Annotated in this window: 17 protein-coding genes; 3 read left to right on the top strand and 14 right to left on the bottom strand. The window is 57.5% G+C overall.

From position 1 onward, the window contains the following. Positions 1 to 83 precede the first annotated feature (83 nt). The 5 genes from KO116_RS02575 to fdhA all read right to left on the bottom strand — a co-directional run bounded on the left by KO116_RS02575 (position 84) and on the right by fdhA (position 8,645). On the bottom strand, positions 84 to 1,193 hold the full coding sequence (locus KO116_RS02575; protein WP_144408552.1) for an extracellular solute-binding protein: 1,110 nt from the start codon (positions 1,191 to 1,193) through the stop codon (positions 84 to 86). A gap of 105 nt (positions 1,194 to 1,298) precedes the next feature. Continuing rightward, positions 1,299 to 2,438 (bottom strand): ABC transporter ATP-binding protein, encoded by a 1,140-nt coding sequence (locus KO116_RS02570; RefSeq protein WP_082072537.1) that lies wholly within the window; start codon positions 2,436 to 2,438, stop codon positions 1,299 to 1,301. 312 nt (positions 2,439 to 2,750) lie between these two features. Then, entirely contained in the window at positions 2,751 to 5,585 is a 2,835-nt protein-coding gene (gene fdhF / locus KO116_RS02565) for a formate dehydrogenase subunit alpha (protein WP_235272485.1), read from the bottom strand. Positions 5,586 to 5,596: 11 nt separating this feature from the next. After that, positions 5,597 to 7,315, bottom strand: coding sequence for an NAD(P)H-dependent oxidoreductase subunit E (locus KO116_RS02560; RefSeq protein WP_035560538.1), 1,719 nt, complete (start codon positions 7,313 to 7,315; stop codon positions 5,597 to 5,599). A gap of 139 nt (positions 7,316 to 7,454) precedes the next feature. Beyond that, positions 7,455 to 8,645, bottom strand: a complete 1,191-nt coding sequence (gene fdhA / locus KO116_RS02555) for a formaldehyde dehydrogenase, glutathione-independent (RefSeq protein WP_035560536.1) — start codon at positions 8,643 to 8,645, stop codon at positions 7,455 to 7,457. A 243-nt stretch (positions 8,646 to 8,888) separates the two neighbouring features. On the opposite strand from fdhA, the gene KO116_RS02550 reads away from it, so the two are divergent. Then, positions 8,889 to 10,469, top strand: a complete 1,581-nt coding sequence (locus KO116_RS02550; RefSeq protein WP_035560534.1) for a BCCT family transporter — start codon at positions 8,889 to 8,891, stop codon at positions 10,467 to 10,469. Between the two features lie 157 nt (positions 10,470 to 10,626). Here the strand turns inward: KO116_RS02550 and etfB are convergent, their stop codons facing one another. The 9 genes from etfB to KO116_RS02505 form a co-directional block, all read right to left on the bottom strand. After that, the gene (etfB, locus tag KO116_RS02545; protein WP_035560531.1) at positions 10,627 to 11,469 is read right to left on the bottom strand and encodes an electron transfer flavoprotein subunit beta; all 843 of its coding nucleotides are present in this window, start codon (positions 11,467 to 11,469) and stop codon (positions 10,627 to 10,629) included. Further along, positions 11,459 to 12,763 (bottom strand): electron transfer flavoprotein subunit alpha, encoded by a 1,305-nt coding sequence (etfA, locus tag KO116_RS02540; protein ID WP_035560529.1) that lies wholly within the window; start codon positions 12,761 to 12,763, stop codon positions 11,459 to 11,461. Before etfA ends, etfB begins: the two co-directional genes overlap by 11 nt. Continuing rightward, positions 12,760 to 14,748 carry a (Fe-S)-binding protein gene (locus KO116_RS02535; RefSeq protein ID WP_035560527.1) on the bottom strand — a complete coding sequence of 663 codons (1,989 nt, stop codon included), beginning with the start codon at positions 14,746 to 14,748 and terminating at the stop codon, positions 12,760 to 12,762. The genes etfA and KO116_RS02535 overlap by 4 nt, the downstream gene beginning before the upstream one ends. Positions 14,749 to 14,831: 83 nt before the next feature. Then, positions 14,832 to 16,916: a dimethylglycine demethylation protein DgcA gene (gene dgcA / locus KO116_RS02530; protein ID WP_035560525.1), complete on the bottom strand. Its 2,085-nt coding sequence runs from the start codon at positions 16,914 to 16,916 to the stop codon at positions 14,832 to 14,834. Between the two features lie 23 nt (positions 16,917 to 16,939). Then, positions 16,940 to 17,485 carry a DUF5943 domain-containing protein gene (locus tag KO116_RS02525; RefSeq protein WP_035560522.1) on the bottom strand — a complete coding sequence of 182 codons (546 nt, stop codon included), beginning with the start codon at positions 17,483 to 17,485 and terminating at the stop codon, positions 16,940 to 16,942. Positions 17,486 to 17,714: 229 nt separating this feature from the next. Continuing rightward, on the bottom strand, positions 17,715 to 18,692 hold the full coding sequence (locus KO116_RS02520; protein ID WP_035560516.1) for a dipeptidase: 978 nt from the start codon (positions 18,690 to 18,692) through the stop codon (positions 17,715 to 17,717). A 199-nt stretch (positions 18,693 to 18,891) separates the two neighbouring features. Further along, positions 18,892 to 20,034, bottom strand: a complete 1,143-nt coding sequence (locus KO116_RS02515) for a GlxA family transcriptional regulator (protein WP_035560514.1) — start codon at positions 20,032 to 20,034, stop codon at positions 18,892 to 18,894. A gap of 394 nt (positions 20,035 to 20,428) precedes the next feature. Next, on the bottom strand, positions 20,429 to 21,112 hold the full coding sequence (locus tag KO116_RS02510) for a LuxR C-terminal-related transcriptional regulator (RefSeq protein ID WP_035560510.1): 684 nt from the start codon (positions 21,110 to 21,112) through the stop codon (positions 20,429 to 20,431). A gap of 209 nt (positions 21,113 to 21,321) precedes the next feature. Beyond that, positions 21,322 to 21,879 carry a response regulator gene (locus KO116_RS02505; RefSeq protein WP_035560507.1) on the bottom strand — a complete coding sequence of 186 codons (558 nt, stop codon included), beginning with the start codon at positions 21,877 to 21,879 and terminating at the stop codon, positions 21,322 to 21,324. Between the two features lie 251 nt (positions 21,880 to 22,130). Between KO116_RS02505 and KO116_RS02500 the strand changes: the two genes are divergently transcribed. Both KO116_RS02500 and KO116_RS02495 read left to right on the top strand, forming a co-directional pair. Then, positions 22,131 to 24,017, top strand: a complete 1,887-nt coding sequence (locus tag KO116_RS02500) for a putative bifunctional diguanylate cyclase/phosphodiesterase (protein ID WP_235272483.1) — start codon at positions 22,131 to 22,133, stop codon at positions 24,015 to 24,017. Between the two features lie 53 nt (positions 24,018 to 24,070). Next, positions 24,071 to 24,997 (top strand): sensor domain-containing diguanylate cyclase, encoded by a 927-nt coding sequence (locus KO116_RS02495; RefSeq protein ID WP_052703708.1) that lies wholly within the window; start codon positions 24,071 to 24,073, stop codon positions 24,995 to 24,997. Positions 24,998 to 25,082: the final 85 nt, after the last annotated feature.

The following is a 25,082-nucleotide window of genomic DNA, read 5'->3' as shown; positions in this document are numbered from 1 at the left end:
TCTCCATCTGGCGAAAGAAGTGATCAGCAACGATCGGCTATCGGCATACCGCCGCCCAGTTTTCACCGAGCGGCGGCAGGAGCTTACTGGGACAGCCAGGCGTTAAAACGCTGGGTCAGCTCATCGTTGTAGTCGGCCCAGAACAGGTCGTCTTTTTGCAGCGCCGTTTCAAAGTTCGGCTCGTAGGTTGGCATATGCGGCGTCATCTCTATGCCGGTTTCGGCATGGGTGGACACCAGTTCAGAAGAAGACAGACGTGCCGGACCATAGGAGATGTACTGGGCCTGATCGGCGAGGCGCTGGGTATCGGTGGCGAAGTGGAGGTAATCCTTCACCTTGTCGAGCTTGCCGGTGGGCACAACCCAGCCATCCAACTCGAACACCTGCGCGTCCCAAATGATCTCGAAAGGTTGGTCTTCAGTGACCATGGCATTGAAGATCCGGCCATTGTAGGCGGAGGCAAAGGCGACTTCCTGATCGGCCAACAGCTGAGGCGGCTGGGCGCCTTCTTCCCACCAGATGACTTCGTCTTTGATGGTATCGAGCTTGTCGAAGGCACGCTGTACGCCCTCTTCGGTCTCGAGCATGGCGTAGACCTCGTCACGCTCGACGCCATCGGCGATCAAGGCCCATTCCATGTTGTTGATCGGCTTACGCAGCAGGGCTCGCTTGCCGGGATAGTTTTCCAGGTCGAAGACATCCTCGATGGTGCTGGGCTGGTCGTCTTCGGGAAACATCTCGCTATTAAAGGCGACGATATTGGAATAGACGATGGAGGCCACGAAGCAGTCACCCAAGGCACCGTCGACGAAATCCTCGCTGGGCGGCGTGCCATCCGGGGCGTCGGCCAGCAGCTCATCGTGATCAAGCGGCTCGATAAGCCCTTCGGCACAGGCGATCATGGCATCGGCGGGAAGCATGTCGACCAGATCCCAGGTCACGTTGCCAGCCTGGGATTGAGCACGCAGGCCCGCCAGGGCGTTACCGCTGCGGTCAATGTTGACGATCTCGTCGCCGGTCTTCTCCATCCACGGTTTATCGTAAGCTTCGTGCTGGCTCATGCTGTAAGCACCGCCCCAGGACACAATGTTCAACGTCTGCTGGGCATGGGCGCTGACCGCCACGGCGAGAGTCGACAGCCCCACGACAGCGATACCTGTCTTGAGAACACGCTTGCGGATAATAGCCTTCATAGAGTTTCTCCGTTTGTTGTTGCACTTGCCGTCGGCACCAGGGGATGCCGCGATACTAATAGCTTGGCTACCGATTCTGACTGACGAACTTGACGACCGTCCTGCTCAGACATCCAGCGCGCGGCAATCGGCACTCGACCAGCCAACCTGAATGTGCTGACCAGGGCGCATAACACCAACACCTTGCGCATTGGCCGTCTTCAGAATGAAGTCATCGTTACCGCACACCGTTACCCGCGTACGCAGGTGGTCGCCCAGGTAGATGACCTCCTGCACGGTGGCGGTGAACTGGTTGTCGAATTGTTCTTCGGCATCCCCCGACAGAATGCTGACCCGCTCAGGTCTTAGCGACAGCGTCGTGCGCGAGCCTACGCCGCCCACGGCTATCGGCTTGGCAATCACCGTGTCGCCGCTATCCAGGCGCACCTTGCAGTTATCGCCGAGGTGCTCGCTGACCTCGCCAACCAATCGATTGTTTTCGCCAATAAAATAAGCGACGAAAGCGTTTTCTGGCCGCTCGTAAAGTTCATCCGGCGAGGCTAACTGTTGCACAATGCCGTCGTTGAAGACCGCAATACGGTCAGACATGGTCAATGCTTCGGTCTGATCGTGGGTGACGTAAATCATGGTGACGCCGAGGCGGGCGTGAATGCGTTTGATCTCGTACTGCATCTCCTCGCGAAGGTTCTTGTCCAGCGCGCCCAGCGGTTCGTCCATCAGCACCAGTTCAGGCTCGAACACCAGTGCGCGAGCCAACGCCACGCGCTGCTGCTGGCCGCCAGAGAGCTGCGCCGGTCGGCGATCGCCAAACTCCTCCAAGCGCACCATAGCCAGTGCCTTGGCCACTTTTTCCTTAATCTCTGCCTTGCTGAGATGGCGCACCTCAAGCGGGAAGGCAAGATTCTCGGCTACCGTCATGTGTGGGAACAGCGCATAGTTCTGGAACACCATGCCGATGCCGCGCTTGTGCGGCGGCAAGCCACTGATCGGCTCGTCTTTCAGCAGAATTTCACCGTGGGTGGGGGTTTCAAAGCCTGCCATCATCATCAGGCAGGTGGTCTTACCGGAGCCCGAAGGGCCTAGCAGGGTAACGAATTCGCCCTTGCGGATATCAAGATTGAAATCCTTGACGACCAACTCGACACCGTCGTAACTCTTTTGGACATTGACGAAGCGGGCAAAACACGACGACGCGTCTGACGTCACTGCCGTTTCTACCCCAGCGTCTGCAAGGGTCTCGTTCATGCAAATTCCCCGTGAAAGTCCCGTTGCGGCAAGGCGAGCGCACAATCCAACGCGCACTCACACCCCGACACGCATCCCCTAGAACCTGATTGATTTATATTTTTTTCTTAATGCTTGTTAACGACCATAAGGGTTGCTCGTAGCGCATGACAATTTTCGTTAGGACAATTAGCGTTGAATATCAACATGCCACAGGCACAGCAAAGTCAACTACGGCCGAGTGCCTTTAACGTCGAACCATGGCATCACCCATGGAGGTTTCTTCCTGGGCGATAGGTCGTTGCGATAGGTCGTTGTCATTGATCAGGCCTCCTAACCCGCAGGGCTCAAATGACAGGCCGCGTACTTGAACTCTGGTATCTTGCCGAACGGGTCCAGCGCCGGGTTGGTCAAGAGATTCGCCGCCGCTTCCCCATAACAGAAAGGCACGAAGACCATGCCCTCGGGCATCCCGGGATCCGTTCTCGCCTTGAGGGTAATGGAGCCTCGCCGGGTGGCAATCGTCAGGTCATCGCCTGGTGCCATCCCCAGCCGGATAAGCTCAGCGGGCGCCAGGCTCGCCACGGCTTCCGGCTCCAGGTCGTCGAGCACTTTGGCACGCCGGGTCATGGAGCCGGTATGCCAGTGCTCCAGCTGGCGTCCGGTGGTCAGCACCGTCGGGTAATCAGCGTCTACCGGCTCATCCGGGGGCAGCGGGCGGGTAGGCGCAAACTTTGCTCGGCCACTGGCCGTGGGGAAGGCCTCAGAAAAGACCACGTCTTGCCCCGGCGCATCTTCTGCGGAGCAGGGATAGGTGACCGACTGCTCGCGCTCCAGGCGCTCCCAGGAAATATGATTCAGCGAGGCCATGCCGCGCTTCATCTCGGCAAACACGTCCCGCGGGTGCTGATAGTTCCAACCCAGACCAAAGCGTTTGGCGATTTCCTGAATGATCCACCAGTCCGGCTTGGCCCGGCCGGGGAGCGGCACCGCCGCACGCCCCAGCTGTACCTGACGATTCGTATTGGTGACCGACCCATCCTTCTCCGGCCAGGCAGAGGCTGGCAGGATGACATCGGCGAACTGGGCGGTCTCGGTGACAAACAGATCCTGTACCACCAGATGCTCCAGCTTGGCCAGGGCAGCCCGGGCATGGGCGAGGTCCGGGTCGGACATGGCCGGGTTTTCACCCTGGATATACATGCCACGAATAGTGCCTGCGGTAATGGCATCCATGATTTCCACCACGGTGAGGCCCGGCGTGGGATCCAGCTTGGTATTCCACAGCTCTTCAAACGCCGCGCGTACCTGGGCATCGCTGACCGGCTGGTAGTCCGGCATCACCATGGGAATCAGCCCGGCATCAGACGCGCCCTGAACGTTGTTCTGCCCCCGTAAAGGATGCAGGCCGGTGCCAGGGCGGCCTGTCTGGCCACAGGCCAAGGCCAACGAGATCAAACAGCGGGCGTTGTCGGTACCGTGAGTGTGCTGGGAAATACCCATTCCCCAGAAAATCATCGCTCGCTCGGCGTTGGCATAAAGCCTTGCCACTTCGCGGATGGTTGCGGGCTCCACACCGCACAGGCCGCTCATCGCTTCGGGGGTCATGTCGACGGTATGAATTTTCAGGGCCTCGAAGCCCTCGGTATGCTCGGCGATATAGGCCGTATCATAAAGCTCTTCGCTGATGACCACATTCAGCATGGCATTAAACAGCGCCACGTCGGCGCCCGGTGAAAAGCGCACGCTCAGGTGGGCGTAGGCATCCAGCGCCTGACCACGGGGGTCGATTATCACGATCTTGGTGCCGCGTTTGGCGGCCTGCTTGAAGAAGGTGGCCGCCACTGGATGGTTTACCGCGGGGTTGCAGCCGGTAAGAATCACTACGTCGGCCTGACTGGCCTGCATAAAGGAGGCGGTTACCGAGCCTGAGCCAATACACTCCATGAGTGCCGCCACTGAGCTTGCGTGGCATAAGCGAGTACAGTGATCCACATGATTGGAGCCAAAACCGGTGCGCACCAGCTTCTGGAACAGCCACGCTTCCTCATTGGAGCACTTGGCGCTGCCGAACCCCGCCAGGGCGTCAGGGCCATGGGCCGCTTTAATATCCATAAGCCCACTGGCGGCAGCCTCCAGAGCTTCATCCCAGCTCGCCTCGCGGAAATGAGTTAGGGGCTTGCCGGGGTCGAAGTCCGGATCGAGCCCTTTAGCGACGCCCTCTCGACGAATCAGCGGGGTGGTAAGCCGTGACGGATGGCGCGGATAGTCATAACCGAAGCGCCCTTTGACACATAGCCGGTTCTGGTTGGAGGGGCCGTCACGGCCTTCCACATAAAGGATCTCGTCGTCCTTGATATGGTAGGTGAGCTGGCAGCCCACTCCGCAATAGGGGCATACCGAGTCGACCTTGCGGTCAGCCACCGCAGAATCGCCGCGCCCTGCCTCATCCACCAGGGTAGCGGGCATCAGGGCGCCGGTGGGGCAGGCCTGAACGCACTCACCACAGGCCACGCAGGTGCTATCCCCCATGGGGTCGTCGAAATCAAACACGATCTTGGACGCCGCCCCGCGATGTGCCAGGCCGATAACGTCGTTGACCTGTACTTCGCGGCAGGCGCGCACGCACAGGTTGCACTCGATGCAGGCGTCAAGATTGACGCGCATGGCAGAGTGGCTGCTGTCTTGCGCCTGGCTATCCGCCCGGGAAGCCACATGGTGCACGGTGGGTGTTTCGCGCTCGTCGCGCCGGGGTAGCTTGCGGCGCACCGCCGTGGCATCAATAGCCAGTTGGTCGGCCATGGCCCAGAAATGGCTGGCACGGTCGGGGCTATCCTCCCGCTCGGGTTGGTCAACCAGCAGCATCTCCATGACCATTTTACGGGCCGTGTGCGCGCGTTCGGAGCTTGCACTATTAACCACCATGCCCGGGGCTGCTTCGCGCAGACAGCTGGCAGCCAGGGTGCGCTCGCCCTCAATCTCTACCATACAGGCGCGGCAGTTACCGTCGGCGCGGTAGCCGCTGGCGTCCTTGAAACACAGGTGGGGAATGGTCTCGCCGGCGCGCTTGGCCACCTGCCAGAGGCTTTCACCGGGGTAAGCGCTGACCTCAACGCCGTCCAGCGTCAGCGTGAAGCTGGTGCCTAGGGTCTGTTCATTCATGCTCATGTTCATCTCCCCTACCCCTTGACGATGACGTTCTGGGCGGCAAGTTCGCCGCGAAAATCCTTGAGCAGCCCCAGCACCGGATTGGGAGCCGCCTGGCCCAGCCCACAGATGGAGGCATCGATCATCACCTGGGAGAGCTGCGTCATCAGCCCGGCATCCCATTCGTCGCGTTCGAGCAGCGTCAGCATTTTTTCCGTGCCCACCCGGCAGGGGGTGCACTGGCCACAGGATTCATCGGCAAAGAAAGCCAGCAGATTGGTCGCAACCCCGCGCAGGTCGTCCTGATCAGAAAGCACGATCACTGCGGCCGAACCAATAAAACTGCCGTGCGCCTGAAGCGTATCGAAGTCGAGGGGAATATCGGCCTTGGCTGCGGGCAGAATACCGCCAGAGGCGCCGCCGGGCAGGTAGGCTGCCAAGCGGTGGCCGTCGGCCATACCGCCGCTATACTCGTCAATCAATTCGTTGAGGGTGATGCCCGCAGGCGCCAAATATACGCCGGGCTGTTTGACCCGGCCTGAGACCGAGAAGCTACGCAGCCCCACGCGGCCGTTGCGCCCTTGGCTTGAGAAGGCCTCCGCGCCGCGCTGCCAGATCATGGGAATCCAGTAGACGGTCTCGACGTTATTGACCAGCGTTGGACGGTCAAAGAGCCCCTTCTGGGCCACAAACGGCGGACGATGGCGAGGCTTGCCCGGCTTGCCTTCCAGAGACTCGATCATCGCCGACTCTTCGCCGCAGATGTAAGCCCCCGCACCACGGCGCAGCACGATGTAACCCGGCGCCACCCACCCAGCGGCCTCAAGCTCGCCAATCGCCTCGCGCACCACGCCATGCAAGGCCGGGTACTCATCACGCAGATAGATATACAGCGCCTCGGCGTCTATCGCCCAGGCACTGACCAGGGCCCCTTCAAGAAACTGGTGCGGCGAGCGTTCCAGGTAATAGCGGTCTTTAAAAGTACCAGGCTCGCCCTCGTCGGCATTGATGGCGCAGTAGCGGGGCCCGGCCTCCTGGCGCACGAACGTCCACTTCTTGAAGGTAGGAAAACCCGCACCGCCCAGGCCGCGCAGGTTGGCCTGCTGCATCGCTTCCATCAGCGCTTCTACCGTAACGTCGCCGTTGTGGCAGGCCTGGAGCAAGGCCAATCCGCCCTCGCGGCGATAGTCGGCAAGTCGCTGCCAGTCGATGGGGTCGGGGTGAAAGTGCGCCGCCTGGATCACTGAGGCGATGCGTTCCTGGGTGGCGAACAGCACATGATGATGTCCCACCTCGGCCACCGGTGCTGTGTCGCAGCGCCCCATGCAGGGCGCTCGCAGCACCCGCACCTGCTCGATATCCATGTTCGCGTCCAGCTGTGCTTTAAGCGCCTCGGCACCGGCTAGTTGGCAGGTCAGGGAGTCGCAGACGCGAATGGTCACTGCCGGCGGCGGCAGCTGATCGTCGTGAATGACGTCGAAGTGCGCATAGAAAGTGGCGGTCTCGTAGACCGCTGCCATGGGCAGGTTCATATAAGCCGCCAAGGCACGCAGTTCCGCCAGCGGCAGATGGCCCCGGGTGTCCTGAATGACATGCAGGTGTTCAATCAGTAGGTCGCGGCTGTGCAGCGTGGCGTCCTGGCGTTCGTCGCCCAGCAGCTCACGTAACCCCTCAAGAAGGCGGGGATCAAGTTCACGGCCACGGGGTTTACCGCGGAAGCGGCGCTTGGGGGTCACGGTATGGACGGTCATTGAATACCTATTATTATCTTGATCGGCTTTATGCCGAATGAACGAAGACGGCACCCCGCGGGGCGCCGTCTAGGGTCGCACTATCACGCCCTCAGGCAGGGGGCCAGGGCTTATTACTCAGTGCTTATTAAATAAGTTATTAAGCCACACTGCCATGGGGGTCAATGACAAATTTCTTGGCAGCACCGCCATCGAAGTCGGCATAGCCCTGAGGCGCCTGATCCAGAGTGATCATCTGAACATTCACCGCATCAGCAATATTAACCTTGCCGAACAGGATCGCCTGCATCAGCGGCCGATGGTACTTCATCACCGGGCACTGGCCGGTGTGAAAGCTATGGGACTTGGCCCAGCCGAGACCAAAGCGCATGCTCAGGGCGCCCTGTTTGGCGGCGTCGTCAGCCGCGCCAGGGTCTTCGGTCACGTAGAGGCCCGGGATGCCGATCTGGCCACCCGCACGGGTCAGCGTCATCGCAGAATTGAGCACAGTGGCGGGCGCTTCTTTACCGTGGTTACAGCCACAGGCATGGGCTTCGAAGCCGACGCAGTCGACAAAGGCATCAACCTCACGTTCGCCGAGAATCACCTCGATCTTATCCGCCATGTCACCGTCCTGGGTCAAATCGATAGTCTCACAACCAAAGCTGCGCGCCTGAGCCAGTCGCTCTTCGATCATATCGCCGACGATCACGCAGGCCGCACCCAACAGCTGAGCGGAAACTGCTGCCGCCAGCCCGACGGGCCCAGCACCGGCAATATAGACGGTGCTACCAGGCCCCACACCGGCGGTCACGCAGCCGTGGAAGCCGGTGGGAAAGATATCGGAGAGCAAAGTCAGATCCTTGATCTTCTCCATGGCCTGATCGGCATCCGGGAATTTCAGCAGGTTAAAGTCGGCGTAAGGAACCATCACGTATTCGGTCTGGCCGCCGACCCAGCCGCCCATATCCACGTAGCCGTAGGCGGCGCCAGGGCGGGCGGGATTGACGTTGAGGCAGATACCGGTGCGGCCTTCTTTACAGTTGCGGCAGCGACCACAGGCAATATTGAACGGCACCGAGACTAGATCGCCCGGACAGAGGTACTCAACGTCGCGGCCGCACTCGACAACCATGCCGGTAATCTCGTGGCCGAGTACCAAACCCGACGGCGCAGTGGTGCGGCCACGCACCATGTGCTGGTCGCTGCCACAAATGTTGGTGGTCACGACCTTGAGAATCACGCCGTGCTCGCATTTGCGATTGCCTAGAGCGAGCTCAGGATAAGCGATGGACTCAACGGCGACTTCACCCGGCCCCTTGTAGATCACTCCGCGGTTGGCTGCATTCATGGCTGGCTCCTGTGATTATTGTTGTGTTTGTCATGGTTGATGGCGCTTTTCCACCCTAGCCCCTCCGCGTCTTAGGACTTACCCCAAAAAGGCACTCACATATCTATTCAAGACATCCTAGCCAAGATGAATAGCTGGAGGTCGCTTTCACGACACTGCTGCTTTGAAACAGGCTCAACACTTCCTAGCGTCGTCGATATGACGCAACACCGACGCCTAACAAGAGCCAACCAAGGACCCCCAATGAAGAACAATGACGACCCGGTTCTGTCGCCTGGACAGGACAATACCCAGATAATGGGGTTGGATTTTCATAACCCCGTCTTTCCACTCTCCGCTCTCGCTATTTTGCTGTTCATTCTTTACGCATTGGTCTACCCGGATGCGGCTAATACGCACCTAGGGCTTGCCAAAAACTGGTCGATTGAACACTTCGACTGGTTATTTATGATTGCAGGCAATGTGTTTGTGGTGTTCTGCCTTGTACTGATCTGCTTGCCGCTAGGGCGGATTCGTCTGGGCGGCAAGGATGCAAAGCCGGAATACACGCGCACCTCCTGGTTTGCCATGCTGTTTGCGGCAGGTATGGGAATCGGTCTGATGTTCTGGAGCGTGGCCGAGCCGGTGGCCTACTACACCGATTGGTACGGAACGCCCTTGAATGTTCCAGCAGGCACGCCGGAAGGCGCCAGCGCCGCCATGGGTGCGACCATGTTCCATTGGGGCCTCCACCCCTGGGCCATTTATGGAGTGGTAGCCCTCTCACTGGCCTTCTTCTCCTATAACAAGGGCTTGCCGCTGACGCTTCGCTCCGCTTTCTACCCCATCCTAGGCGAAAGAACGCGTGGCTGGGCAGGCCATATCATCGATATCCTTGCCGTGCTGGCCACTATTTTTGGCCTGGCTACCTCGCTTGGTTTTGGCGCGACCCAAGCAGCTAGCGGCCTCGCCTATTTGTTCGACATTCCTAATACCATCGGCACGCAGTTGGCAATCATCGTGGTGGTCACGGTGATCGCGCTGATCTCGGTATGTCGGGGTATCGACGGCGGCGTCAAGCTATTCTCAAACATCAACATGATTATCGCGGCGGTGCTGCTCCTGTTTGTGGTTGTAGCAGGACCTACTCTAATGATCCTGACCGGCATTGGCACCACGGCGATGGACTACGTGGGCCACCTTCTGCCTTTGTCGAACTGGGTTGGTCGCGATGACGATACTTGGTATCACGGCTGGACCATCTTCTACTGGGCGTGGTGGATCTCCTGGTCCCCGTTTGTCGGCATGTTCATCGCCCGCGTATCCCGGGGCCGTACGGTGCGTGAGTTCCTGATCGCGGTGCTGTTGGTACCCACACTGGTCACGCTAGTATGGATGAGTGCCTTTGGTGGTACGGCGGTTTATCAGGCTTCAAACGGCGTTGGTGAACTGGCCAACGGGATTGGCGACGTTTCACTTGCCATGTTCCACATGCTGGAGCAGCTCCCCCTGACCAGCATCACCTCGACGCTGGCTATCATCCTGGTGCTGGTGTTCTTTATTACCTCATCGGACTCCGGCTCGCTGGTCATCGACAGTATCACCGCCGGCGGCAAGACCGATGCCCCCAAGAGCCAGCGGGTTTTCTGGGCCACGCTGGAAGGCGTGATTGCCGGTGTGTTGTTGTACGGCGGGGGAAGCACCGCCCTAAGCGCGCTACAGGCGGGCGCGGTGGCCACAGGGCTCCCTTTTACCGTGGTGCTTCTGGTGATGTGTTTCAGCCTTTACAAAGGGCTCCACAAGGAGTGGGGAGAGCTCAACGCGGTACCAAAAACCGCTAGTTAATCCCCTTTCAGCTGCCCGTCTACACGGCGGGCGGTTGTCTTCTTGGTTATTCAGGCCTTGCTGGCCAATCGACAATAAAAAAGACGTGGACCACCGTTCAAGCCCGCCACAAAAGGCGGGCTTGAACGGTGGTTAAAAGCCTGAAGAGCAAAAAGCTTTAACGCAGCACATCCTCTTCCTTGAGCAGCTTGTAAATCGCCTCGGCACCTTGCTCGGGGGTCACATCGGTGAGCACTTGCCCGCCCTTGCCCTCAGACTTGGAGGCCGCCGCCTTGAAGCGATCCCTGGCCGACGCGGCTTTGACGATTTTTAGACGCTTTGGCCGTTTACGAGCAGGTGCCAAGTACCACTGCGCCAGCTCGCTGTCGGCTTCAGGGCTAGTGGGCGTAATCTCAAAGGTGGCTCGACGCGCCGGACCGAAGGCACTTTGACGCGCCGCTGGAGCCGCTTCATCCACACTAATAATAGCGGGCAGGAGCACTTTGAGGCGACGACGCTGGCCCCGTGGCAGCGCCTGAAGCAGCGTTACCACGCCATTTTCCACCTTTTCTACCGACGCCAAACTATTAACCAATGGCCAGCCGAGATGTTCTGCCAACGCATAGGGCAAAAGCCCAGAGCCTTCACCGCGCTCTGCGCGGGCGCCGGTGATCACTAGCTGAGGAGAGGTTGCGGCCAGGTGCTTCGCCAGAGCAGGAATGGCGTCACTGCCCTCGGGCTGCTCGAGCAGGGTCATGGACTCAAGCCCCATGCCGACGCCTGTGGCCATACCTAAGTAGCCGCGCAGAGCTGCTTCGCTGCTATCGTCCTGGGAACCCGCGTGGAGCATGCTGATCCGGGTGCCCGGCAGCTCGGCCTCTATGGCCAGCGCAAGCTCCAGGCCCCGGGCATCCTGATCTGCGCGCCTCGGGCGGCCGGTGGTAGGGTGACGGCCTATGGAAACCAGCACCGCCACGTCGATTCCCTGTTGTTGTTGCTTTTGGTGTAGATCAGGCTGCATCGCGCTGCCCTCCCCGCTGCTGTTCCACCATGGCCACTAGCGCGGCCAGAATTTGCGTGCTGTCGCCAATCACCGCCAGATCGGCGCGCTTGATGATGTCGCACCCCGGATCGAGATTGATCGCCACCACCTTGTCGCAGCGCTGAATACCCTGCAGGTGCTGGATAGCGCCTGAAATACCCACCGCCATATAGACTCGGGCGGTTACCCAGGTGCCGGTCGCGCCCACCTGACGATCGCGGGCCATAAAGCCGTCGTCCACCGCGACACGCGAGGCCCCTTCGGTAGCGCCGAGGACTTTCGCGGCATGGTGGAAGGCGTCCCACTGCTTGACGCCGTTGCCGCCGGAGAGGATGAACTCAGCCTCGGCCAGCGCCACGCCAGCGGGATCCACCGCCACCTGCCCCAGATCTTCAATACGCGATAGAGTGGTGGGAATTGACGCTGCCAGGGTCAGGTGCTCGGCCGCATGCCGCGTCTCGTCCACCGGTTCGGCGCACTCGGCCAGCGCCAGGGCAACCCGCGGCAGAGGGCGCTGGATATCCAGGCTCCCAGCGGCGCCACGGGCCGTACAGCGCCAACCCAAACAGGCCTCATTATCAGCTTCCACCTGCCACACCCCCGTGGCAGCGCGTTCACCCAGGCGTAATGCAAGGCGCCGCCCCAGGTCGGCTCCGCCCAGGGGTGAGTCCGGCAACAGCCAAAAGCGCGGCGTCATCTCCCGTTCGACGGCACTTAAAGCCGCCAGACGCGCTTCAGGCGCAAACCCTGCGTAAAACTCGTCATCAAGATGCACGACGCGATCGATCCCGGCTTCGCCCAGCGCCTGCTCCTTAAGCTCGCAGCCGCCCTCGCCCTTATGCTCGCCAAACAGGATCGCCACCACGGCGCCGGGCTGTTCAGCGTCGGCATCCGCCACACGCCGGGCCAAGCCCAGCAGATCCTTGTCATGCCCGGAGAGACGCCCGCCGGTCAGGTCGGGCACCACGGCCACCAGGAAAGCAGGCTGATCAATGGTCACCGTGCGGCGGCTATCGCGGGCCGCCGTGGTGGTGGCGGTGGCCTGCCCCCCTTGTTGGAGACCACTACGATCAATCCGTTTGACTTCATTGGGGCCGATAAAGCCGACGGCACGAGGGTTCTTGCGCACCACGCCGTTGGGGCCCATCCATTCGCTGGTCGTTCCGCCGCCCCTGTGTACACCCAGGGCGGCCAGCACCGTGGCGTACTCGGGGTGCAGACGATTCCGGGCGATCCACTCGCGACGCGGATCGCGACGTATAATCTCGCTCATACGGTAACCTCTTCAGCCGTCGTCGTTGCAGCAGGCCGGCGGGGCCCATCAGACGCATCACCCGCGGGACGCTCTACCAGGGCATCGGCCACCAGCTCGGCGATATCACGCACTTCGGCGCTGGCATCCACCACCCCTTCCAGCATGGCGGTACATTGAGGACAGCCCACTGCGACCAGCTCGGCGCCGCTCTCTTTGACGTCATTCATGCGCATGTCGGGAATCCGCCGTTCGCCGGGAATATCGGTAATCGGTGCCCCACCACCGCCGCCGCAGCAGCGCGAGCGGTAGCCGGAGCGCGCCATCTCCTTGACCTCGATACCCAGCGCCTTAAGTACGTTGCGCGGTGCCTCGTATTCACCGTTATAGCGCCCCAGGTAACACGGGTCGTGATAGGTGACGCTGCCGCCTTTCCAAGGTGCGAACGCCAGTCGACCGGCCTCGTATAGCTCGGCAATGAAGGTGCTGTGGTGGCGAACCTGATAGTCGCCACCCAGTTCGCCATACTCGTTGCCCAGCACATGAAAGCTGTGGGGATCGCAGGTAACAATCTGCAAGAAGCGATACTTGGCCAGAGTGGCAATATTGCGCTTCGCCAGAGACTGGAACGTCGCTTCATCGCCCAGACGCCGCGCCACATCGCCGCTATCGCGCTCTTCAGTACCCAACACTGCGAAATCGACTTCAGCGGCGCGCAGCACTTTGACCAGTGCGCGCAAGGTACGCTGGTTGCGCATATCAAAGGCGCCATCCCCCAGCCACAGCAGCACATCGACCTGCTTAATATCTGACATGAGCGGTAGGTTAAGATCCGCCGCCCAGTTGAGCCGCGAGCCAGGATCGAAACCGCCTGGATTGTCGGTGGCGATCAAATTGTCGAGCACCTCGGCGCCTTTATTGGGCGTTTTGCCACGCTCCAGGGTCAGGTAGCGGCGCATATCGACAATCGCATCCACGTGTTCGATCATCATCGGGCACTCTTCCACGCAGGCGCGGCAGGTCGTACACGACCATAGGGTATCGGCGTCGACCAACGCCTTCCCCTGCAGCACCACGATGGGCCCATGAGGAGAGCCGGCGTGTTCACCTACCGGCTTGCCGGGGTAGGGAGAGCCAGCATAGGCGGCATCACTGCCCCCGGCCATGCCCACCACCATGTCCTGGATCAGCTTCTTGGGATTGAGCGGCTGACCGGCGGCAAATGCCGGGCACACCGCCTCGCAACGACCACACTGCACGCAGGCATCGAAGCCCAGCAGTTGGTTCCAGGTAAAGTCAGCAGGCTTTTCCACCCCCAGGGGCGCCGCTTCATTCTCAAGATTGAGCGCCTTGAGGCCCGTTGACCGGCCGCCCCCAAAGCGCTCGGCGCGGCGATGGAAAGCGAGATGCAGGGCACCAGCGAAGGCGTGCTTCATGGGCCCGCCCCAGGTCATGCCAAAAAACATTTCCCCCAGGCCCCAGGCCACGGCGCCCGCTAATACCAGCGCCAGCAACCAGCTACTGCCTCCTTCAAGCATACCTTCGGGCAGCAGACCTACCGTGGGCAGCGTGATCAGGAAGACGCTTATCGAAAACGCCATCAGACTCTTGGGCAGGCGCATCCAGGGGCCCTTGGAGAGCCGAGCAGGAGGGTTAAGCCGTCGCCGCGCCACGAAGAGGCTACCGACGAACATGGAGGCGCTCGCCAGTAGCAGTAATCCGCCTAGCAATGGGTTGGCGATCCCCAAACCGTGCACCAGGATCATCAGCACGGCAGCGGCCACGAAGCCACCGGCGGTGGCCACATGGGTGTTGGAGATCATTTTGTCACGCCCCACTACATGGTGCAGATCTACCAAATAGCGGCGCGGCAGGGCCACCAACCCCTTGAACAGGTTCACCCGCGATGGGCGCCCCTGACGCCAGAGGCGAATACGGCGAACGGCGCCGATCGCCGCCAGGGCCAAAGCGGTGAAAATCAGTATCGGCAAGAGCGTTTCGAGCATGGTGCTCACCTCATCTTTGGTGCCATTGGCTTTGGCGGCGGGGCTGCTCTAGCGCCCCGCATTATTGTTGGCTTTTGCCTAAGTCAAAAGTCCTTGCAGATTCGCAAGGCATCGTAGATGGCCGCATGGGTATTACGCGGTGCCGTGCAGTCGCCCAGGCGGAAGAGCAAGAAGCCATCCCCTTCCTTGCCTCTCTCATCAACCAGGCAAGGCTGCGGTTTGATGGCATAGAGTGCCTCCAAGTCGACCTGCCCTTTGTTGCGGGACTGCTCCTTCAGGGCGTAGTAGAGCGCTTCATCAGGGCGTACGCCGTTCTCGACCACTACCTGATCCACCACGCGCTCTTCCAAAGCACCGGTGTACTCGTTTTCGAGCACCGCCACCAGGCCATCGCCCTCGCGGTAAACCTTATGCAGCATCAGGTCGGAGGACATGATCACCTCCTTCTCGTAGAGGCTGCGGTAGTAGGTGGGGAAGGTGGTACCGCCCACCGCCGCGCCGGGCTTTATATCGTCGGTGACGATCTCCACCTTGGCGCCCTTATCGGCGATAAAATCCGCCGCCGAGACGCCGGAGAACTCGCAGATGGCGTCATAAATCAACACGTTTTTACCTGGCGCCACTTTGCCAGAGAGAATATCCCAGGTGCTGACTACCAGGCTCTCCTCAGCATTCTCCGAGTAGCCCCACTCGGGGTGCTGGCTAAGGAAGGGCTGGCCACCGGTGGCAAGCACCACGATATCCGGGCGCAGATCGAGCAGCGTTTCCTCATCGGCGCGAGTACCCAGACGCAGATCGACTTTAAGACGCGCCAGCTCCAGCTGAAACCAGCGGGTGATACCGGCGATCTGGTCACGCTGGGGCGCTTGGGCGGCAATCGTGATCTGCCCACCCAAGGCGTCAGCGGCTTCAAACAGAGTGACATCGTGGCCGCGCTCAGCGGCTACCCGCGCTGCCTCCATACCGCCGGGACCACCGCCCACCACGACGACTTTGCGTTTGGCGCCCTCGGTTTTCTCAATGATGTGGGGCAACCCCATGTATTCCCGGGATGTCGCGGCGTTTTGAATACAAAGTACGTCAAGGCCCTGGTACTGGCGGTCGATGCAGTAGTTAGCACCCACGCACTGTTTTATCTGATCGATCTGGCCCATCTTGATCTTGGCGATCAGGTGAGGGTCGGCAATATGTGCCCGGGTCATGCCCACCAGGTCTACGTAGCCCCCTTCGAGGATACGCTGGGCTTGATTGGGGTCTTTAATGTTCTGGGCGTGGATCACCGGCACGTTCACCACTTCCTTGATCCCCGCCGCCAGGTGTAGGAAAGGCTCCGGCGGGTAGGACATATTAGGGATAACGTTGGCCAGGGTGTTGTGAGTGTCGCAGCCAGAACCGATAACGCCGAAGAAGTCCACCATACCGGTGGCATCGTAGTAGGCGGCGATCTGCTTCATATCGTCGTGAGAAAGACCGTCCGGGTGGAACTCGTCGCCGCAAATGCGCATGCCGACGCAGAAGTCGTCGCCCACTTCAGCACGCACGGCTTTAAGTACTTCCATACCGAAGCGCATACGGTTCTCGAAGCTGCCGCCCCACTCGTCCTCACGCTTATTAACTCGTGGGCTCCAGAACTGATCGATCAAATGCTGGTGCACGGCGGAGAGTTCAACGCCGTCGAGGCCCCCTTCCTTGGCTCGGCGCGCAGCCTGGGCAAAGTCGCCAACGATACGCCAGATTTCCTCTTCCTCAATGGTCTTGCAGGTAGAGCGGTGCACCGGCTCGCGGATACCAGAGGGTGATACCAGGGTCGACCAGTCGAAACCGTCCCAGCGGGAGCGGCGCCCCATATGGGTAATCTGGATCATGATCTTGCCGCCATGCTTATGCACGGCTCTAGACAAATTCTGGAAGTGCGGAATAATACGATCGGTGGAAAGGTTTACCGAACTCCACCAGCCCTGAGGGCTATCGATGGAGACCACCGATGAGCCACCGCAAATACATAGACCACAACCACCTTTGGCCTTCTCCTCGTAGTACCTGACGTAGCGTTCAGTGGTCATACCGCCGTCGGTGGCATGCACCTCAGCGTGAGCGGTGCTGACCACACGGTTGCGGATGGTCAGCTTACCGATCTCGATCGGCTCGAAAATTGCGTCGAATGCCATGTTTGTCTCTCCTCGTACCCCAGTTAGCGGGCAGCTTCGGTCAGCGGCTGGACGGCGAAGATGCCTGCATCACAGCCAGGTTCGGCGGCACTCTGCGTCTGCTCGGCAACGGTACGCAGTGAACTTTCGCGGGCAGCGAGGATTTGATCCATGGCACCGGCGAACCAACCGGTGAACATGTACTCAACTTTGCGGCCCACCTTACCCATCTGGTAGACAAAGGCGCTGTGTTCTAGCCGTACCCGCGCGGTGCCCGCATCGAGATCAATCTGTTCAGTGATGAACAGCCCCCAACCGCGCTGGGATAGGCGTAGCATGTAGTGCTCAAAGACGGCCACGCCCTCAAGGCCATGGCATTCAGCCTCTTTCTCGCACCAGTGCCAGGCGCTCTTGTAACCTGCGTGATAAAGAATTTCGGCATATTTCCCGGCACCTAGCGCCTCCTCTACCGCCACGTGGTTATTGATAAAGAAGTGCCGTGGCACATAGAGCATAGGCAGCGCATCGGTCGTCCAGACACCTGTTTCGCTATCCACTTCGATGGGCAGTGCGGGGGCCAGTTTGGTCACGGTTGTATTCCTCAAATCTTGATTGTTATGGAGTAGCTAAGCAGCCGTTCTGCAAGGGGAGCGGCGCCGGGGATAGGCCGTAGAGGGGGTCTTTTGCCACGGATGGCAAAAGTAGCGTCCAGGGAGGGATTCACAGCGCCCCCTCGTAGGCCTATCGCCGGTAAAGCCGTGTGTTAGGGCACTACTGCGGTTTTACCTTTGGCGCCCGTCCCTCGCTATGGCGGTACCCTCAGGCGCTCCACACGTCCTTGAGCACCCGTACCCAGTTCTCGCCCATGATCTTGCGCACCTGGGTCTCACTCATGCCACGCTTGAGGAGCGCCTCGGTGAGATTGGGGAACTCACCAATGGTGCGGATTCCTTTGGGATTGATGATCTTGCCGAAATCGGTCAAACGACGGGCGTAGCCCTTGTCATGGGTCAGCCACTCGAAGAACTCCTGACCGTGCCCCTGGGTGAAATCGGTACCGATGCCGATAGCGTCCTCACCGACGATATTCATGACGTATTCGATCGCCTCGCAGTAGTCTTCGATGGTGGAGTCGATGCCCTTTTTGAGGAACGGCGCAAACATGGTGACACCCACAAAACCGCCGTGGTCGGCAATGAACTTCAACTCTTGATCAGATTTGTTGCGCGGATGCTCTTTGAGGCCGGAGGGCAGGCAGTGTGAGTAGCAGACGGGCTTTTTGGACTCAAGAATAACCTCTTCCGAGGTCTTGGCACCGACGTGAGAAAGGTCGCACATGATGCCAACCCGGTTCATCTCGGCAACGATTTCGCGGCCAAAGCCAGACAGGCCACCGTCACGCTCGTAGCAGCCGGTACCCACCAGATTCTGGGTGTTGTAGCACATCTGTACGATACCCACGCCCAGCTGCTTGAAGATCTCAACGTAGCCGATCTGGTCTTCAAAGGCGTGGGCATTCTGAAAGCCGAAGATGATGCCGGTTTTGCCCTCTTCTTTCGCGCGAGTAATGTCAGCGGTGGTGCGAACAGGGCGCACCAGGTCACTACACTCCGCCATCAACTGGTTGGACTTGACGATATTATCGACCGTGGCCTGAAAACCTTCCCACACGGAGACGGTGCAGTTGGCAGCGGTAAGACCGCCGCGACGCATGTCCTCAAGCAGCTCACGATTCCATTTGGCGATGATCAGGCCATCAATGACGATAGCGTCATTGTGCAGTTCAGAGGGGGTCATAGCTAAGCTCCAACATTGGTTAATGCAGCGAGCATAGCGCTGACGTTGGGTTTAGCTGCTATTGGAAACGACGGCGGAAATTCCAAAAGCGTCATCGTGTCGAGAACACGACAACTACTCGCGCCATAAAAAAACGTGCTGCCCGTCACCGAGCAGCACGTTTCAAGCATGTCTCAAATTAGTGATGACGCTGTGGGTATCAGCTTAATAGCCGCACGCTGGCAAAGGTGGGTTCGCCTTGGGCGTTTGCCAGAGCCTGGCGAGCGCACGAGGACGGCTCGTTGGCAGTGGGCGCCTCTCCCCAACGCTTTATAAAAGGCGGTGATTTGCTGCTATTTCCCTGCCTGTCATGGCTACCCAGGCGCTCGTTTCTCGGCGGTACACCAAAGTATTCGCGGTAGCACTTGGAGAAATGGGGCGTGGAAACGAAACCGCAAACAGATGCTATCTCGATGATCGACAGCGGCGTTTGCTTGAGTAATTGTCGCGCCCGTACCAGCCGCAGCTTAAGATAATAGCGAGACGGTGAGCAAAGCAGGTAGCGTTGGAATAATCGCTCTAACTGACGGCGCGACACATTTACATAGCATGCCAGTTCATCGAGTTCGATGGGCTCTTCCAGGTTGGATTCCATCAAGGCGACGATTTCCAACAGCTTGGGCTGAGTAGTGCCCAACACGTGCTTAAGAGGCACCCGCTGCTGATCCTGCTCGTTACGCACGCGTTCATAAATAAACATCTCGGAGATGCCTGCCGAAAGCTCGCGCCCATGGTCGTGAGCAATCAGGTTGAGCATCATATCGAGTGGCGCAGTGCCGCCAGAGGCGGTGAATCGATCACGGTCAATAGAGAAAAGGTGCGGCGTCAGGATGACGTTGGGGAACGCCTCCTGCATGGAGGCCAAACACTCCCAGTGCACACTGGTTTGATAGTGATCCAGCAATCCCGCCTGACCTAGTGCCCAACTGCCAGTACAGACCGAGCCTAACCGCCTTAGCTTACGCGATTGCGACTGAAGCCAGCGCACATGCTCACGGGTAACGCTGTGCTGCGGGCCTACTCCGCCGCAAACGACCACCCACTCCAATGACAGCGGCGCGTGCATGGAGGCATCAGGCGTCACCTGCACCCCATCGCTGGCACGCACCGGCAAACCATCTTGTGTCAGGGTGTACCAGCGATACAGTTCACTGCCAGCCAGTTGATTGGCCATCCGCAAGGGCTCTATTGCCGACGCCAGGGAAATCAGTGTGAAGTTATCTAACAGTAGAAAGCCAAGGGTCTGCGGTTCGCCTACACGTTTGGGATTTACTGCCGGGTTTGCTGCTTGATTTGAAATCATCGTTTTACCCTCCGTCACCTTTGAGCATTATATTTTTTCTTGTTAGCGTAGGTGTCGCTGGCGTCTTTTAGTTGCCCTTTACTGCGTTAAACTCTCACACGTTCAGGGGCGCATTGCTCTTTGGTCGTATATTGGCACGAACAGGGCGGATAGCGACAAAACTATCGCGTAGATCGAAGTTTTTGTCGTAAATGAAACGCCAGACGTCGCTCCCGAAACCGTTGTCAGTTACGAAAATTACTTTTTCGCAGTCTCAACGTCAGGGCTGGAATTTTTATATAAGTTACGCGCGTCTAAAGCTTTTAAGCGCTATAAAGTACGTAATCTTACAAAGACTAATAAAATTAGGGTGTTGAAAATTGTTAGCGTGGTTTCGCCGAACAAGCAGTCAACCTCAGCGAGTTTCATCCGTGTCTTGAGGCGTCATAAATAGGCCCAGCCGAATGGCTTCGTGGACCAAGCCAGCGGTGTGTCTGACGCCTAGGCGGCGCATGATATCGGCGCGGTGGGTCTCGACGGTTTTGATACTGACATTGAGTTGATCGGCAATGGCTTTACTACGAAAACCGCTTGCCACCAGCGTGAGTACTTCACTTTGTCGAGTCGTTAAAGGGTTTTCCTGAATGGCCGCAGCCCCCACGACGGAAGCGGCATCGACAAACTCCTCCGGCTCCATCGCTGTGAACACAAAACGTTCACCCCGCGCTGCTTTTTGAATGGCCATTTCCAAAGCATTCACACCCGCATTTTTGTGTAGAAAGCCATAAGCTCCCTCTTCAAAAAGACGCCGAATAAAGCTATCGCTAGAGTAGGTAGAGAGAACTACTACACGAATACCGGGACAGGCACTCCGCAGCTGACTTAAAGAACCGAGCCCGTTTGAAGAGATAACCGCTGCGTCAATGAGCGCCACATTAACGTTATCGTGAGCTGCCGCTTTCATCAGTTGATCCTCAGATTCCACTTCAGCAACCACCGACATGTTGTCGAAGGTTTCGATAAGGGAACTGATCGCGGAGCGCACTAAGCGATGTTCATCGGCTAGTAATATCCGGATGATATCTTCTGAACGTTTCATGGCAATATGGCACGGACCTTGAAAAGGTAAAACCTGACGTAAAACCCCTTCGTTAGCGCGGGTTCAATCGCTATCAATGGATATTTATGGTTTCACCCTTTCTCAGCTGCAAAAGCTAGATTGAAACCAATAAGAGAAATTCGGTGGCGCCTGCTCGACCCCGCACGGTACCGCACTGCCCACCAAATCAGTATAAGTAAAAACCCTGATTATTTTTCTTGTTGCAGGATGCCTAAGCGCAACGCTTTGCTAATGATATCGTCAATTGAATAGCGGCCTTGAGCAGCATTGATAGAAAAGCGCTCACCTTTGGGCAGCTCTTCGATATCCAAGACCTTAGACAATCGCTTGAGTATCGTAGGACATAAAAAGATCTTCCCCTCTACGGCAGCCTGCAGCGCTATTTCAAGCTCGCTGACGCCAGCCTCGCGTAACAGAAAACCATTGGCTCCGGCCTCCAACGCTCTTTTTACCTCAGTAAGACTAGGATTAATCGAGAGAAAAACTACGCGCGTTATTCCGCCACTTTCGCGCAAACGCTGGGTTGCTTCAAACCCTTCTTGGCTAGGAAATTGTGCATCAATCAAGACGACATCTGCATGCACTTGTTGCGCTATTTCACTCAGCCTGTGCGAGTCAGGAATACTAGCCACCACCTTTATATCTTTGAAACGCTCAATGACCCGGCAGAGCCCCTCTCGAATGAAACCGCTTTCATTGACGACCACTACTCTGATGGATAACTCAGAATTGCTTTGTGGATTCATTCACGCACCTCCACCCATGCCTGCCTGTGTCGTGGCGCGCCCTGCCAATTAGAACGTTCCCTGTAACCATTCAGCAAAAAACAATAACGTTATATTACGATGCGAATACCCACTTCCGCTAGCCTGTTGAGATTTATTTCAGCAAAAGACGTAATAACTCACCTACACAAAAACACTTATATAAGTTTGAAAAATACCAGTAGGAATGATTAAATCAAACAAACATCTCGTTTAAAGAACGAGGGCGATGAATGTCATTGGCTTCATCACTCTCGTGGTCAGTACCTCATCAGGCCCACTCTATGGATGACAATAGCGCCCGCTTCACCCGTCTTAAAGACGAGGATGCTCGGCTGACCGAGTTGCGTTCGCTCGACCTCCTGGACACCTGTCAAGAAGAGCATTTTGATCGTTATACCCGTCTGGTATCGCAAGTCTTCAATGCCCCTATCGCCGTTATTTCGCTCATCGATGAAAATCGTCAGTGGCTTAAATCCTCGATAGGTATGGAGAACCGCGAAATCTCACTTGAGCACTCATTTTGCGTACATGCCTTAAAGCATGGATATCTAGAAGTCTCTGACACCCTGACGAACGATTTTTTTCGTCACCATAAAGCGGTGACGTCATATCCTCATATTCGCTTCTATGCAGGCGTTGTACTTTACGGCCCGGGAGGTCATGCCATTGGCACTTTGTGTATTAGCGACACCCAGCCCCGGTCGTTAAATGAAGTGGAACGCTCCTGGCTAATTGCTTTTGGTAATATCGTCGAAGAACAGATCCACCTGACGTCACAGCTTCTCAAAGTCCGTCACCAGGCCAGTCGTATCAATCAACGCGACACTCGAACTGGCCTACCCGATGAAACGCTCTTTGGAGAAACCCTCGAAAATTTAATTCAGCTTGCTCAAATTGAGTCATACCATTTGGTCGTTCTGCACTTACGTATGAATAACCTTGACGAAATCAGCCGCTTGTATGGACGCGAAAACCGTAACGCCATTCTGAAATGTCTGACTGATCGCCTCACCTCTCCTGATATAGGTATCCTGGCCGTCGGCAATATGGATATTGACCGCTTCGGCGCTGTAGTCTCTATCTATTCGTTGCGCGATCTATTTGGTGTGATTAAGCCCATCATCAATAAGTTGGATGCTGCCATTGACCTGAACGGCCTCACTATACGGCCCAACATAGATGTGGGTATTAGCGTTTCACCTGAAGACGGCATTAGCCCAGATGATTTACTGGAAAGAGCACGGGCAGCCCTCAAGGGGCCCAAAACGTACGAGAGTATTCATATTTTTACTCATCGCACCGAAAAGTGTGCGTTACGTCGACACAGGGTTGAACAGCGCCTAGAGTCGGCGCTACTGGGAAGCAAGCTACAGCAACATTACCAGCCGCTGGTGCTTGCCGATGGCAGCGGAGTCATGGGGTTTGAAGCGTTAGCTCGTTGGCAGGATAAATCACTAGGAACCGTCAGCCCTGGCGAGTTTGTGCCCATTGCTGAAAAAAACTCCCGACTGTCACGGTTACTGACTGACTGGTCATTAGGGTGCGTTTGCGAAAAAGCTCACCGATGGCCCATCAAACCTAGCGATCCCCCGCTGAAATTGAGTATCAACATTCCTGCCAACCAGTTTTATCAGCGCAACTTTGTCGGTCATATCCTTCAAACGCTTGAAGAGCACGATTTAGCACCACAACGGCTGACGCTTGAGCTTACCGAAGAGAGTCTGCTGACAGATATCGACAGCGCCGTTCTCACCATGCGCAAATTACGAGATTGCGGTATCTCCTTAGCACTGGACGATTTTGGTACCGGATACTCCTCCTTGAACTACCTTAAACGCCTTCCTGTCGACGTACTCAAAATTGATAAAAGCTTTATTGATGACCTCCCCCATGGCACAAAAGCAGTCAACCTGGTCAGCGGCATTATTCGCATTGCTCACGGCTTGGGGTTAGAGGTGGTTGCCGAGGGCGTCGAATGCGAAGCGCAGCAAACAGTATTATACGAACTTGGCTGCGATGTGCTGCAAGGCTACCTTTTCAGCCGACCCGTTGACGCGGAGCGTGCATTAGCTTTTCTAACCACATGGCCTAAAGGCCCTCATCCGGCAGCCATATAATGGCTTCGAGGCACTCCATTCTATTTTCCAGTAACAGCTCCTCCGACTCACAAATGTTTAGCAAACACTTAACACAGGAAGAGTGGCAGGCTTATACACGCACGCTTCAAAAGTTACATAAAGTAGGTCGCTTAGGCTATTGGCAGATGTCGCTAGCCACGGGCGATGTCTATTGGTCTGAAGTAGTTTATGAGTTCCTGGATGTCGATCCTCGCGACTTTACCCCCAGTCACGAAGCCTTTATGTCGATGGTCCATCCCTTAGACCAAGCAAAAGTCGCTAAATCGCGCCAAGAGATGCTGGAGGTTGGTTTTACTGACATCAAATATCGAATTATTCAGCCCAGCGGCTGTATTCGCTGGCTCCATGAAATGGCCGATAACACATCACCGGATGACCCCAATATCCTCCTCGGCACCCTGCATGACATCACCGCACACAAAGCGTTAGAGGAAAAACTACGCAAGCAGGCTATTACCGATGACTTAACGGGCGTTTTTAATCGGCGTTACTTCATGAAGCGACTTCGACAAGCCTTTTCCCACTACCTTCGCAGTGATCAGAACGCCGCCGTACTTCTCTTCGATGTCGATTACTTCAAAACCGTTAATGATACCTACGGTCATGCAATGGGTGATCAGGTCTTGCAGCAAGTCTGCCGGCTGTTCACGAAGCGTTTTCGAGAGACCGATATTGTCGGTCGTTTGGGTGGCGAAGAGTTTGCCGTACTACTGTTTGAAGTTTCATCAGAAGATGCAGTGGCCATCGCTGAACATATCAGACAAGCACTGGCAGCCCATACGTTCAAAACCGAAGCCGGCAGCACCTTTCACATCTCCATCACCTGCGGCGTCTCCAGTTTTGCTGAGGATGACCCAACAGAAGACAGTGTCCTTCACCGCGCAGATAAGTCCCTTTACTTAGGCAAGCATCACGGCCGGGATCAGGTGGTGGGCGAAGAACAGAAACGAATAGAGTAACGCGTTGGGCGATGGCTCAGCGGCACGTGGCTATCGCTTCACGGCGACCCAAAAAGCGCTTAAAAAAATGGCATTTAGATGACTA

Origin of the sequence: Halomonas sp. KO116 (genome assembly GCF_000734975.2) — a bacterium.
GTDB classification, from domain to species: domain Bacteria; phylum Pseudomonadota; class Gammaproteobacteria; order Pseudomonadales; family Halomonadaceae; genus Vreelandella; species Vreelandella glaciei.
The sequence above is the reverse complement of the archived record's forward strand: the minus strand, read 5'-3'. Positions and strand labels throughout refer to the sequence as shown.

Excerpts from the sequence above, each read along its gene's own strand:
- KO116_RS02575 (WP_144408552.1), bottom strand. The coding sequence starts at position 1,193 with ATGAAGGCTATTATCCGCAAGCGTGTTCTCAAGACAGGTATCGCTGTC.
- KO116_RS02570 (WP_082072537.1), bottom strand. The coding sequence starts at position 2,438 with ATGAACGAGACCCTTGCAGACGCTGGGGTAGAAACGGCAGTGACGTCA.
- fdhF (WP_235272485.1), bottom strand. The coding sequence starts at position 5,585 with ATGAGCATGAATGAACAGACCCTAGGCACCAGCTTCACGCTGACGCTG.
- KO116_RS02560 (WP_035560538.1), bottom strand. The coding sequence starts at position 7,315 with ATGACCGTCCATACCGTGACCCCCAAGCGCCGCTTCCGCGGTAAACCC.
- fdhA (WP_035560536.1), bottom strand. The coding sequence starts at position 8,645 with ATGAATGCAGCCAACCGCGGAGTGATCTACAAGGGGCCGGGTGAAGTC.
- KO116_RS02550 (WP_035560534.1), top strand. The coding sequence starts at position 8,889 with ATGAAGAACAATGACGACCCGGTTCTGTCGCCTGGACAGGACAATACC.
- etfB (WP_035560531.1), bottom strand. The coding sequence starts at position 11,469 with ATGCAGCCTGATCTACACCAAAAGCAACAACAACAGGGAATCGACGTG.
- etfA (WP_035560529.1), bottom strand. The coding sequence starts at position 12,763 with ATGAGCGAGATTATACGTCGCGATCCGCGTCGCGAGTGGATCGCCCGG.
- KO116_RS02535 (WP_035560527.1), bottom strand. The coding sequence starts at position 14,748 with ATGCTCGAAACGCTCTTGCCGATACTGATTTTCACCGCTTTGGCCCTG.
- dgcA (WP_035560525.1), bottom strand. The coding sequence starts at position 16,916 with ATGGCATTCGACGCAATTTTCGAGCCGATCGAGATCGGTAAGCTGACC.
- KO116_RS02520 (WP_035560516.1), bottom strand. The coding sequence starts at position 18,692 with ATGACCCCCTCTGAACTGCACAATGACGCTATCGTCATTGATGGCCTG.
- KO116_RS02515 (WP_035560514.1), bottom strand. The coding sequence starts at position 20,034 with ATGATTTCAAATCAAGCAGCAAACCCGGCAGTAAATCCCAAACGTGTA.
- KO116_RS02510 (WP_035560510.1), bottom strand. The coding sequence starts at position 21,112 with ATGAAACGTTCAGAAGATATCATCCGGATATTACTAGCCGATGAACAT.
- KO116_RS02505 (WP_035560507.1), bottom strand. The coding sequence starts at position 21,879 with ATGAATCCACAAAGCAATTCTGAGTTATCCATCAGAGTAGTGGTCGTC.
- KO116_RS02500 (WP_235272483.1), top strand. The coding sequence starts at position 22,131 with ATGTCATTGGCTTCATCACTCTCGTGGTCAGTACCTCATCAGGCCCAC.
- KO116_RS02495 (WP_052703708.1), top strand. The coding sequence starts at position 24,071 with ATGTTTAGCAAACACTTAACACAGGAAGAGTGGCAGGCTTATACACGC.